Genomic DNA, 12,450 nt, shown 5'->3' with positions numbered 1-12,450 from the left:
CGGTTTCAGGCGCTCAATCCGCGCCTCGGCCAGCCAGTAAAGATTGCTCATAGAGCAGGTCTCCTTGTGGAGCCTGGATCACGGCAACGGACTGAAATCAATGGGTCTGGAGCCTAGCGACAATACAGGCTGCACGGGTTTTTATATTATTCCATGCCCTTGATAGTTTTATATTTTCAAAATGTAAATATTTACTTAAATTTAGATTTAAATTTTTACGCCAATAATCTTTGATTAAATTTTAAATCTCATTTTAATATTCCGATGTTCGCCGGAACCTACGCCTTTCGCTCTGGGCGTCCGGCAAAGGGATGTGTTGCTTGATCAGTATGCTTTGAGCCCCAGGTGGCAAAGATGAGCGTTTTTCAATCCTATACAGATATTCTGGCTGCTGCACCGTCAGGAACCACCGCAATGATCTGGCTGCGGATTTCGTGCAGCCCCAGCTGGGGGCCGCCGCTGCAAATGTCAGCTATACCGGCAGCACCAACGCAATCTTCGACGTGGACTTTTCGACATCGTGGGCCTTGTGCCCGGTGCGGCTTCGGTCAGCTACTCAGACGGCCTGATGCTGTACGGCGGCGGGTTCGTCGATGATCTGAACAACAACGCCGGCTTCAGCGTCGATCTTGCTCAACCGGGCGATCCGCAATTGTCGGCGGTGGCCGCGGCGGCGTTTTCGGGTGCCGGAACGACCAATGACGCTTCGGTGCTGAATTTTGACATCATGATCAGCGAAGGCAGCCTGATCGACACCCTGCGCGTCGAGATCGTCTTCGGGTCGGATGAATATCCCGAATATTGCGACAGCTCATTCGTCGATGTCGGTGCGATCATCGTGAACGGCGTGAACTATGCGCTGTTCAATAATGATCCGACCACGCCGCTCAGCGTGATCAGTTCGAACGTCAATCCGCTGTCCGACGGTTCGACGAACTTCATCAACAACACTTGTGGGGCTTATGGCGTCGAATGGGACGGATTCAGCAACAAATTGATCATCCGCGCGCCCCTGATCGCCGGCACGAATGCGCTGATGATCGGCGTGGCCGATACCGGCGACTTGATCCTTGACAGTGCGATGTTCATCGACGGCATGTCGCTGGTCACCGATGGCAGCGGGGGCGGCGTGCTGACGCCTGTCGCACCGGACAGTGACGGCAACCTGTCGCCTTCGCTGCTGCCCGAGGAACTGCAACTGCAGCCCGGCCAGCAGAACACCGCCTCGGGGACCCCCGAGGAATTCAATGGCGACGTCGTCGTCAACATGGACGAAGATGACGAGCTGGTCTTTGAAAACACCATCTTCGACCAGGACGATGCCGAACTGAACAATGGCGTCATCGAGATCGACACCGATGACGACGGGGTTGCCGACACCTTCGTCACCGTCACCGGCGAAGTCACCGGTCTGGCCGTCCAGAACCAAGGCAGCAACACCGTGGTCAAGTTGACCCCCCTAGACCCGACGGATCCCACCGACCCCGGCGTCGCGATCATCGGCACGTCGGGCGTGGACAAGGTCAAGGGCTCGGCCGGCGATGACGTGATGCTGGGCGGCAACGGCGAGGATCGGTTAGATGCCGGCGCCGGTGACGACGACATGTCGGGCGGCGGCGGCGAAGACAGCTTCGTCTTCGATCTTGGCGACGGCATGGATGTCTTCACCAATTTCAGCCTGGCGCAGAGCGACCATCTGGTCCTGTCCGTCGCCGTCACGGGCGGGATGGATGCGCAGGGCGTGCTGGATACATACGGCACGATGATCAACGGCAATGCCGCACTGGATTTTGGGGGTGGAGACGTCATCGTCTTTGCGAACCTGACGGATCTTGCAGGAATGGCCGGACAGATGGAATTCATCTGAACCGATCCCCGACGTGCCAAGGGGCCGCGTCTGCACGCGGCCCCTCTTTTTCTGTCCGAACCGAAGGCCCCGGCTCAGGCCGGGATGGCCTCGGGGACCTCGTCATCGCTGGTATCCGGGGCAATCATTTCGGCCACGGTCTTGGACAGGGTGATCATTCCCAGATGCGCGCCGTTCTTGTCGGTGACATTGGCGCGGTTCACCTCGGCGTTGGTCATGGCCCGCGCAGCCTCCTCCAGCAGGGTGGTCGAGGGCAGGGTGATCGGGGTGTCGGCGTGCTGACCCCTGCGGGTGATGGTGCCGACCGTGATGACATGGCCGCGCTTGACGTCATGCACGAAGCTGCTGATGTAGTCATCCGCCGGACGCAGAACGATCTGCTCGCCGGTGCCCTGCTGGATGATGCGACCGTCGCGCAGGATGGCGATCTTGTCGCCAAGACGCAAAGCCTCGTCCAGATCGTGGGTGATGAAGACGATCGTCTTGCGCAGTTCCGCCTGCAGATCCAGCAGCACCGATTGCATGTCGGTGCGGATCAGCGGGTCCAGCGCCGAAAACGCCTCGTCCATCAGCAGGATCTCGGGGTCGTTGGTCAGTGCGCGGGCCAGACCCACGCGCTGCTGCATGCCGCCCGACAGCTGGTTGGGATAGTTGTCTTCGTAACCTTCCAGCCCGACGCGGCTGATCCAGCGGCGCGCCTTTTCTTGGCATTCCTTTTCCGAAACACCCCGCACCTTCAGTCCGTAGATGGTGTTTTCCAGAACGGTGCGATGCGGGAACAGTGCGAATTTCTGAAACACCATGCCCGTCTTTTGCCGGCGGAAATCGCGCAATTCCTTTTGGGACATCTGCACGATGTCGCGGTCGTCGAAGATCACCTGCCCCGCCGTCGGGTCGATCAGCCGGTTGATATGGCGGATCAGCGTGGATTTCCCCGACCCTGACAGTCCCATGACGACCTGGATGCGTCCGGCCGGGATGGTCAGGTTGATATCCTCGAGGCCCAGCACGTGGTTGTGGCGGGCGTTCAGCTCCTCCTTGGTCATGCCGGCCTTGACGTCGCCGATATGGGCGGCGGCATTCGGGCCGAAGATCTTGTAGAGGTTGCGGATTTCGATGTCGTGGGTGGCTTCATCCATGGACGGCCTCCAGATGCTTCTGCAGACGCTTGCCGTAAGCCTGGGTGGCACGGTCGAAGATGATGGCGATGGCGACGATCGCCAGGCCGTTCATCACGCCAAGGGTGAAATACTGGTTGTTGATCGCCTGCAGCACCGGCTGGCCCAAGCCCCGCACCCCGATCATCGAGGCGACAACGACCATCGCAAGGCTCATCATGATGGTCTGGTTCACACCCGCCATGATGGTGGGCAGCGCCAGCGGCAATTGGACGTCGCGCAGCTTCTGGCCCGCGCTGGACCCGAAGGCGTCGGCGGCCTCCAGCACGTCGGCAGGGACCTGGCGTATGCCCAGATTGGTCAGGCGGATGATCGGCGGGACGGCATAGATCACCACCGCGATCACGCCCGGCACCTTGCCCAGACCAAAGATCATCACCACCGGGATCAGATAGACGAAGCTGGGCATGGTCTGCATCATGTCCAGGATGGGCGTCACGATCTGGTTCGCCCGGTTCGATCGCGCCATCAGGATGCCGGTCGGAATGCCGATCGCCACTGCGATCAGGGTGCAGACGGCGACCATGGCGATGGTGCGCATGGTGTCTTCCCACATGCCGAAATAGCCGATCAGCAGCAGGGCGATGACGGTGCCTGCGACGATCTTGGGGCTGCGGCTGAGGGCCCAGATCAGCAGGGCGATGCCCGCCAAGACCAGCACCCAAGGGCTGTCGATCAGGATGTTCTCGATGAACACCAGCAGGATCTGGATGGGGTGGAAAATCTGTTCCAGCGTCTCGCCATAGGCGCGCGTGAAGCTGCGAAAGGCCGTGTCGATGGCGATGCGCATGTCACGCAGATCGCCTCGGCTCATCTCGGGGAAATTGACAAGATCCATCGGTTTTTCTTTTTCTTTGGGACGTATCCGGAAAGGGTGCGAAACGGGGGCGCGTGGCCCCCGTCAGCGTGTTCAGATCGCGTCCTTGACCTTTTCCGCGACGTCGTCGGACACCCACGCGGTCCAGACTTCGGGAAAGTTTTCGAGGAAGTAATAGGCGCCATCCTCGTTCGTGGCCTGGTTATCGCCCATCCATGCCAGAAGCGCGTTGACCGTGTCGTTCGTCCAGCTCCGCTTGCCCAGATAATCCATGGTCACAGCGTTCTCTTCGGAAAACTCCTTGGTCACTGCGGTAAAGACCTCGGCGGGGCGCCAGTCGTTCAGCTGCGGATCGGGGCAATCGGCCACGACGGTGCAGGTGTCCCAGGTTTCGGCATCATGTCCAACGCCCAGGTCCAGGCGGGTCATGTCGTATTTGCCCAGCACCGCGGTCGGCGCCCAGTAATAGCCCAGCCAGCCTTCCTCTCGGTTGAAAGCGCGGCCGATCGATCCGTCCAGACCCGCGGCCGATCCGCTGTCGACCAGCTCGAAGCCCTTTTCCTCGGCGCCCAGGGCGCGGAACTGGTTGGCGGTGATGATCTGGCAGGCCCACCCGGACGGGCAGTTGAAGAACGCGCCCTTGCTGCCATCCTCGGCACCGGGGAACAGTTCGGGATGCGCCAGGGCATCCTCGATGGTGGTGATGTCGTTTTCCTTGGCGATACTGGTCGGGATCCAGAACCCTTCCTCGCCCCCGTCAGACAGGATTTCCGACGCGATGACGATGCGGCCTTCTTTCTGCGCGGCCTCCAGCGGGATCTTGACGGCATTCACCCACAGTTCCGGCGCGATGTCGGGTTCGCCCTTTTCATTCATCGACGTGAAGGTCGGTACGGTATCGCCGGTCACCAGCCCGACATCGCAGCCGAACCCTTCCTCCAGGATCAGCTTGTCGACCCAGGCCGCCAGGCCGGCCGAGGCCCAGTTCATCTCTGCGATGGTCAGGCTGCCACAATCTTCGGCCGCATGGGCGGCGGGTGCGGCCAGCACAAGGCCGGTGACGGCCAGAACTGCTTTCAGGGATGTCATCGTTTATCCTTTCGATCCAGATCGGGTCAGGCATCCGATTGATGCCGCCGCCCGGCAGCCCGAACTGGCCGACGGGGCGAACTTTCCAGTCTGGTCTTGATCAAACATCCGTGTATCAAAGCCATGTTTCCCCGGGGTTGCAAGGAAAACGCCCCGAAAACACGCCCCCTGAACCGGTCGGGCGTCAATGTGACGCAACGAAAGCAGGGTGCCCGCCACGTCATCAGCGCATCCTTTGCCGTGACTTTCATTCTTGGGGACAGCGGTTGCACAGAGGGGTCAAATCGCGTCAGGATGCACCCGTCAGGGGTGGAGCGTATTCATGGATGATCACGGCGCGCAGCGCAGTCGCAGGCTGGAACAGGCCATTCAAGCCTGCGCCGAGGGGCATCCTGAAGGCATCGACACGATCCTGGAACTGGAAGGATCGCAGCTGTTCGGCGTGGCCTTGCGCATCCTGACCCGCCACGATCTGGCCGAGGAGGCCGTTCAGGACGCGATGGTCCTGATCTGGCGCAAGTCCCCCCAACAGCGTGGGCCGTCCGGATCGGCGCGGGGCTGGATCTATGCGATCCTGCGCAACCGCTGCCTGACGATCCTGCGCGACGGTCGCCGCCTGTCCAGCATGTCCCCCGAGGAACTGACCCGCATGCAGGACGCCCGCGACCAGATCGTCCCCGAGGAAGGCTGGCAGATGCTGGCCGGATCATCGCGGCTTGGCGATTGCCTGGATGCGCTGGATGATCCCGCGCGGCGCGCCATCCTGCTTGCCCATGTCGGCGGTTTCAGCCACGGAGAGATATCCGCCCGCCAAGGGGTACCGCTTGGGACTGCCAAGTCCTGGATACGCCGCGGATTGGCCTCGCTGAAGGAATGCCTGTCATGAACGGATTTCAGGACGATCTGACCGGCTTTGCCGACGACTATGCGCTTGGGCTGATGTCGCCCGCCGCAGCCGAGCTGTTCGAGGCCGTGATGGCCACCGACCCCGCCCTGGCCGAACGTGTCGCCCATATCCGCGATGCGCTGATCCCGCTGGACCTGTCAGCGACCCCGCAGACGCTGCCGGCCGGTTTTGCCGCGCGGGTTCAGGATCGCCTTGCGCATGTTGCCCAGGATCATCCCCCCGCAAGGCCGGCCCATATGCTGGGCGTCGATCCGACCGCACCGCCCATGGCCGCCAATCTGCCCGCGGCCCCGGTCCGTCGCTGGATGGCAGGCATCGCGGCGGCACTGGTCCTTGGCGTGGCCTTGGGCTTTGGCGGCGCGTTGCAGCGCCCCGAACCCCAGCCCGTCGTCATGGCCGTGCTGCTGGACGATGCCGGTGTTCCGCGCGCCGTGGTCAGCGATTACGGCAACGACACCGCCCAGATCCGCTTCGTGTCCGATATCGACGTGCCGCAGGGCTTCAGCCTGCAGACCTGGACCCTGCCCTCGGCGCAGATGGGGCCGCAATCGCTCGGCGTTCTGGACGGTCCCCGCGCGACATTGCTGCAAGGTCCGGACCTGCCGGACCCGGGCAACAACCAGCTATACGAGATCACGCTGGAACCGGAAGGCGGGTCGCCCACCGGTCGCCCGACCGGGCCGATCATCGCCAAGGGGCTGGCTGCCGTGCAGACGGGGATCTGACCGCGTCAACGCGTCACGCAGCCGTGCGGTGATTGCATGGAACGGCGGGGCCGCTGGTCCCGTTGACGCTCCGAGACTGCAATAGCGGAGCAAAATATGACCGAAGGCAACATCACCACCGTCAACCCCTTTACCGAGGCCAAGCTGACGACCTACCCGTTGGAGGGTGTCGATGCGGCGCTGGCCAAGGTCGAGGCATGCCACGAGGCATTCCTGGATTGGCGGCTGGTTTCGCTGAAGGACCGCGCTGAAAAGATCCGGGCCATCGGGCGCGAACTGCGCAACAGCAAGGAAGAATATGCCCGCCTGATGACCGCCGAGATGGGCAAGCGCCTCGAGGACGCCCGCGGCGAAGTCGACCTTTGTGCCGCCATCTGCGACTGGACCGCCGATCACGGCCCCGACCATCTGGCGGATGAAACCCGCGAGGTGATGGGCAGCCGCAAGGGCATCGTCACCTATCAGCCTATCGGCGTCATCTATGGCATCCAGCCGTGGAACTTTCCGCTGTACCAAGCTGCACGCTATACCATCGCCAACCTGATGGCCGGCAACGGCGTGTTGCTGAAGCATGCCGCCAATGTCACCGGCAGCGGCATCATGCTGCGCGACATCATCGAACGCGCGGGCCTGCCCAAGAACCTGTTCACGGTGCTGCTGATCGATCACGACACTTCGGAAAAGGTGATCGAGCACAAGCTGGTGCGCGGCGTGACCCTGACCGGCAGTTCGGCTGCGGGGCGGATCGTGGCGGCACAGGCTGGCAAGGCGCTGAAGAAGACCGTGATGGAGCTGGGCTCGAACGATGCCTATCTGGTGCTGTCGGATGCCGATCTGGATCTGGCGGTGAAGACATGCGTCACGGGCCGTCTGTACAATAACGGCCAGACCTGCGTGAACGCCAAGCGCTTCGTCGTGGTGGACGCCATCTATGACCAGTTCATCAATGCCTATACCAAGGCCATGCAGGACATCACCCTGGGCGACCCCGAGGACCAGGCCACGGGCCTGGGTCCTATGGCCCGCAAGGATTTGCGCGACGACCTGCATAAACAGGTGCAGGACAGCATCGACAAGGGTGCCAAACTGCTCTGCGGTGGCCAGATCCCCGACCGGAAGGGATATTTCTATCCCGCGACGGTTCTGGAAAACGTTCAGCCCGGCCAGCCCGCCTATGACGAGGAACTGTTCGGCCCCGTCGCCTCGGTCATCCGTGCCAAGGATGACGAAGACGCCATGCGCATCGCCAACGACAGCGAGTTCGGCCTTGGCGGCGGCATCTTCTCGAAGGACGAGGATCGCGCCGTCGAACTGGCCAGCAAGTATTTCGACACCGGCATGGTCTTCATCAACGGCTTCGACGTGGCCAAACCCTCGATGCCCTTCGGCGGCGTCAAGAATTCCGGCTATGGCCGCGAACATGGCGGGTTCGGCATGATGGAATTCGTCAACATCAAGGCGGTGACCCTGAAATGAGCGGTGATCAGGGCAGGCTGACCTGTGACGTGGCGGTGATCGGCGCCGGTACCGCCGGCATCGCCGCCGAGGCCGCAGCGCGCAAGCAGGGTGCCTGCACCCTGCTGATCGACCCGGAATTCCGCGGCACGCTTTGCGCCAGCACGGGCTGCATGCCCTCGAAACTTTTGTTGGCGGCGGCCCACGCCGCCCACGACATCCGTCGCGCCCCGGTCTTCGGCATTCATCCCGAAGGCCTGCGCATCGACGGCAAGGCGGTGATGCAACGGGTCCGCGACGAACGCGATCATTTCGTCCGCGCCACCCGCGAAAGCTTTGACAAGCTGCCCGTCGGCACCGCAATCCGTTCACGTGCCCGCTTCGCCGGCCCGAACAGTCTGGTGCTGGAAGACGGTCGCCGGATAGAGGCGAAAGCCATCGTCATCGCGACTGGTTCCAGCCCGCAGATGCCGGCCCCTTTCTGCGATCTGGGGCCCCGTGCCCTGACGAATGAAACCATCTTCGAACTGCCGGACCTGCCCGAAAGTCTGGCCGTCATCGGCGGCGGCCCCATCGGGCTGGAGCTGGCCCAGGCCATGGGACGGCTTGGAGTTACCGTGACGCTGTTTGACAAGGCCACCACCTTGGGCAAGGCCCGTGATCCGCAGGTGGCCGAGGCATTGAAACAGGTTGTCGGCCGCGACGTGACCCTGAAACTGGGCTGTGACACGACGGCGGCCGCAGCCAAGGACGGCGTCCGGATCGACTGGTCGGGCGAATATTCTGGCAGCGCGGTTTTTTCGCATGTGCTGGTCGCCGTGGGCCGCCCGCCCAATCTGGATGGGCTGGATCTGGACAAGGCCGGTCTGACGCTGGACGACCATGGCACGCCGCTGTTCAACCGTCAGACCCTGCAATGCGGCGATGCGCCGATCTTCATCGCGGGCGATGCCGATGCCGATGTGCCCCTGCTGCACGAAGCCTCGGACGAAGGGGCCATTGCGGGCGCCAACGCCGCGCAATTTCCTGTTGTGACCCCCGACCGGCGCAAGACGGCGTTTTCCATGATCTTCACCGATCCCGCCCATGCATCGATCGGGCTTGCCCCCGAAGGGGCCCTGACCGGGCGCGCGGATTATTCCAACCAAGGCCGCGCCCGGACCGAGGCGCGCGCCGAGGGATGCATGGTTCTGCATGCCGATCCGCAAGGACGCCTGCTGGGGGCCGACCTTTGCACGCCGGGGACCGAACATCTGGCCCATCTGCTGGTCTGGGCGGTTGAACGCGGCCTGACCGCCATGGATCTGCTGTCCCTGCCCTTCTACCATCCCACCCTGGAGGAGGGCATGAAACCCGCCCTGCGCGAAATCTGCGCCAAGGCGGGCCAGACCCAACCCGCCAATCAGGACAGTGCCTGCCCGCCGGGCGCATAAATCCGAAAGGACCACCATGACCGAAGCGATCCATGATCTGGGCCAAGGCTTCTGGACGATCCGGGGCGATCTGAAGCTGGGTGGCGTCCTGAATGTCGGCACCCAAGCCGGGCTGGTCCGGCTGTCGGATGGCGGCTTTGCCATGCTGGACAGCTATCCGCTGACGGGCAATATCCGCGACCGCGTGATGCAACTGACGGATCAGGGGCGCGCGGTGCGTGCGGTGCTAAACCTGCACCCGCATCACACGCTGCATTGTGCGGGTATCGCCCGCGACTTTCCCCAAGCCAAGCTGTTCGGATCAAGACGGCACTGGGACAAGCATCCGGACCTCGACTGGCAACCCCAGCCCATCGAATCCCCCAAAGTGGCCGCGATGTTTGCCGCCGACCTGCAGTTTTCCCTGCCGCGGGGGATCACCTATATCGACGGGCACGACCGCGTGCATGCCGGGTCTCTGCTGGCGTGGCACATGGCCAGCCGCACCCTGCATGTCGATGACACGATCAACCTGATGCCGGTCCCGCGCCTGCTGAAACGGTTTTTCCCCAAACCCCGCGTCTTCCTGCATCCCACCATGGCGCAGGCGATGAAGCCCGAACCCGGTGCGCTGGCCGAATTGCGGGACTGGATCGCGGAACTGGCAGCACAATGTCACAACCTGCGCCACCTTTGCGCCGCCCATTCCGGGCTGCGCCGCTTTCAACCCGGCGAATTCAGCGGCGAATTGCAGGCCGCCTTCCACCGGGTGGAAGGCAAGCTGGCCAAATTCAAAGCCTAGCCGACGCTGATCGTGGTCTGCGCTTCGGGGAACTGATCGTGGCGGGCGGTGATCGTGATGGGTCCCGCCTTTCCCGTCAGACGCAGCCACAGGCCCGTCGTGCCTCCCTGCAGCATCCGTAGCGTGGGGCCGATCAACTTGGCCGGACCGTCGATCTGGACATGCACCGCGCCATCAAGGAAGGGCAGACGATTGCCCGCCTGATCCAGGGCCCGCAGCATGACCCGCAGATCGATGTCCGGATCGGCCGGGACGCGGTCCATGTCGGGATCGATCTGCAGCCAAGTGGGCAGCGGATCGGCCACGTAATCGCGACGTGCCACGACCTTGCCGTCCAGATAACCGGTGATGCGGCCGGGATGCCAGCTCATCCCCCACTGGCCCAGCTCCTCGGCACTGATATGGCGGTGGTCGATGATGACGGGGGGATGCGGCAGGTGGGGGAACCGTTCGCGATCGGGGCCGACGCGGCGGGTGACGCCCGCGCATTCGAACTCGACCTCGTCGCAATTGGTCAGCACGATCAGGGGCAGGACGCCGCCGATATTGCGTTCGCCCCGCGCCCAGAAGGTGACAGGCTCCATCACCACGCCTTCGGAAGGGGACTTCTGGCTGCCATAGGCATGGGCCGCGAACTTCGGTTCGCGCCAGATGTCCATGACGCCGTGATGGCAGATGCGGTCGCCCCCGCCGAAATCCTTGTGCGTGTTGTAATCGAACATGCACCAGCCGATGCAGCCGGAAATGGCCGGGTCGCCATGTGCCGCGTTCAGAACCTCAAGGTGCCGGATCACGTGTTCCATCTGGCGCAGTTCGGGGTCCTGCGCCTTGGTCGGAAACATGTGGCCGTTATATTCGGTGACCAGATAGGGCACCGGCTTCTTGATCCCGGTAACCTCGGCCACAGAGCGCAGCGCGGTGCGGGGTCGGTTGATCAGCGGCAGTTCGGATTCGTCCAGGATGAAATCGTTCATCGTATAGACATCCTCCAGCATCTCGCTGTCGGTGATGCAGCGCACGCCGCCCGTGGCCCGCGTCGGGTCCAGCTCGCGCGCGAGCGCGTTGGTGCGGACATAGAAATCGTGATGGTCCGGGCTTTCGTTGATGCGCACACCCCAGATGACGATGCTGGGGTGGTTCCAGTCGCGGGTGATCATGGCGCGGACGTTGTCCACGCTGCGATCCTGCCACGTCTGGTCGCCGATATGCTGCCAGCCGGGAATTTCCTCGAAGACCAGCAGACCGATCTCGTCGCAGCGGTCCAGGAACCATTTGCTTTGCGGATAATGCGACGTGCGCACCATGTTGCAGCCCAGATCGCGGCGCATGATTTCGGCGTCGCGTTCCTGGGCGTGGCGTCCGGCGGCATAGCCCGCATGCGGAAAGCTTTGGTGCCGGTTCAGGCCGCGCAGCTTGACGGGCTGGCCGTTCAGCAGGAACCCCTGCGGCGTCCATTCGGCGGTGCGAAAGCCGAAGCGATGCGTGGTGACGTCGCCGCTGTCGGGCAGGCTCAGTTCAACGGTATAAAGCGTCGGGTCGTTCAGGGACCACAACCGCAACCCGGTCAGACCGGAAAGGGTCAGTTCACCCTCGCCTTCGGTCGCGGCAATCTCTCTTTCGCCGTCCAGCAGCCGCGCTCGCACCGGGCCGGGGGCGGTGGTTTCGGGCCGGATCACGATGGTCTTGGCATCGTCCAGCGCGTCTGGCGTCAGGATGCGCGCGTTCGTCAGATGCCGTTCCGGCAGCACCATCAGCCACACGTCGCGATAGATGCCCGCATAGGTCAGATAGTCGATCTGCGCGCCAAAGGGCGGGATGGCAGGGTTTTCCGAACCGTCCACGCGCACCGTGACCAGGTTGTCGCCGTGGCGCAGATGATCGGTCAGATCGGCCACGAAGGGCGTATAGCCATCGGGATGCGCCGCGACCTGCGTGCCGTTTACCCAGACCACGTTGTCGGCCATCGCGCCGTCGAATTTCAGCTGCACCCGACGACCCTGCCACGCGTCGTCCCATGTGATCACCCGCTGATAGGTGAAGGGGCGCTGATAGCTGGTTTCGTCGAAATAGCTCAGCGGCAGGTCGACGGCATTATGCGGCAGGGTGACGGTTTTGCCGTCGCGCGGGCTGGCGATATGGCCTTCGTCGAAACCGTCCGAGAAGATCCAGCCGTCATTCAGTCTTTGAACCTGTCGCAT

General features: G+C 62.9%; 10 protein-coding genes. 6 read left to right on the top strand and 4 right to left on the bottom strand.

Translation table 11 applies throughout. The features are described from left to right. Nucleotides 1-520 precede the first annotated feature (520 nt). The gene (locus DKT70_RS11265; RefSeq protein ID WP_146612620.1) at nucleotides 521-1,867 is read left to right on the top strand and encodes a choice-of-anchor L domain-containing protein; all 1,347 of its coding nucleotides are present in this window, start codon (nucleotides 521-523) and stop codon (nucleotides 1,865-1,867) included. Nucleotides 1,868-1,941: 74 nt separating this feature from the next. Here DKT70_RS11265 and DKT70_RS11260 read toward each other — a convergent pair whose 3' ends face one another. From DKT70_RS11260 to DKT70_RS11250, 3 genes are all read right to left on the bottom strand, one after another. Next, complete coding sequence (locus tag DKT70_RS11260; RefSeq protein ID WP_111559221.1) at nucleotides 1,942-3,006, bottom strand: quaternary amine ABC transporter ATP-binding protein; 1,065 nt, start codon at nucleotides 3,004-3,006, stop codon at nucleotides 1,942-1,944. Then, nucleotides 2,999-3,883, bottom strand: a complete 885-nt coding sequence (locus DKT70_RS11255; RefSeq protein WP_111559220.1) for an ABC transporter permease — start codon at nucleotides 3,881-3,883, stop codon at nucleotides 2,999-3,001. Before DKT70_RS11255 ends, DKT70_RS11260 begins: the two co-directional genes overlap by 8 nt. A gap of 72 nt (nucleotides 3,884-3,955) precedes the next feature. Beyond that, the gene (locus DKT70_RS11250) at nucleotides 3,956-4,951 is read right to left on the bottom strand and encodes an ABC transporter substrate-binding protein (protein ID WP_111559219.1); all 996 of its coding nucleotides are present in this window, start codon (nucleotides 4,949-4,951) and stop codon (nucleotides 3,956-3,958) included. Between the two features lie 322 nt (nucleotides 4,952-5,273). Between DKT70_RS11250 and DKT70_RS11245 the strand changes: the two genes are divergently transcribed. From DKT70_RS11245 to DKT70_RS11225, 5 genes are all read left to right on the top strand, one after another. Continuing rightward, nucleotides 5,274-5,837: a sigma-70 family RNA polymerase sigma factor gene (locus DKT70_RS11245; protein WP_072298058.1), complete on the top strand. Its 564-nt coding sequence runs from the start codon at nucleotides 5,274-5,276 to the stop codon at nucleotides 5,835-5,837. Continuing rightward, complete coding sequence (locus DKT70_RS11240) at nucleotides 5,834-6,583, top strand: anti-sigma factor (protein WP_158530017.1); 750 nt, start codon at nucleotides 5,834-5,836, stop codon at nucleotides 6,581-6,583. Before DKT70_RS11245 ends, DKT70_RS11240 begins: the two co-directional genes overlap by 4 nt. 96 nt (nucleotides 6,584-6,679) lie before the next feature. Next, nucleotides 6,680-8,059 (top strand): NAD-dependent succinate-semialdehyde dehydrogenase, encoded by a 1,380-nt coding sequence (locus DKT70_RS11235; RefSeq protein WP_111559217.1) that lies wholly within the window; start codon nucleotides 6,680-6,682, stop codon nucleotides 8,057-8,059. Continuing rightward, nucleotides 8,056-9,471 carry a dihydrolipoyl dehydrogenase gene (locus DKT70_RS11230; protein WP_111559216.1) on the top strand — a complete coding sequence of 472 codons (1,416 nt, stop codon included), beginning with the start codon at nucleotides 8,056-8,058 and terminating at the stop codon, nucleotides 9,469-9,471. The genes DKT70_RS11235 and DKT70_RS11230 overlap by 4 nt, the downstream gene beginning before the upstream one ends. A 16-nt stretch (nucleotides 9,472-9,487) precedes the next feature. Further along, nucleotides 9,488-10,252 carry a hypothetical protein gene (locus tag DKT70_RS11225; protein ID WP_111559215.1) on the top strand — a complete coding sequence of 255 codons (765 nt, stop codon included), beginning with the start codon at nucleotides 9,488-9,490 and terminating at the stop codon, nucleotides 10,250-10,252. Here the strand turns inward: DKT70_RS11225 and DKT70_RS11220 are convergent. Further along, nucleotides 10,249-12,450: a glycoside hydrolase family 2 protein gene (locus tag DKT70_RS11220; protein ID WP_111559214.1), complete on the bottom strand. Its 2,202-nt coding sequence runs from the start codon at nucleotides 12,448-12,450 to the stop codon at nucleotides 10,249-10,251. The two genes, DKT70_RS11225 and DKT70_RS11220, sit on opposite strands and share 4 nt — an antisense overlap.

It is taken from the genome of Paracoccus sediminilitoris (genome assembly GCF_003259195.1).
Taxonomy (GTDB): domain Bacteria; phylum Pseudomonadota; class Alphaproteobacteria; order Rhodobacterales; family Rhodobacteraceae; genus Paracoccus; species Paracoccus sediminilitoris.
The sequence above is the reverse complement of the archived record's forward strand: the minus strand, read 5'-3'. Positions and strand labels throughout refer to the sequence as shown.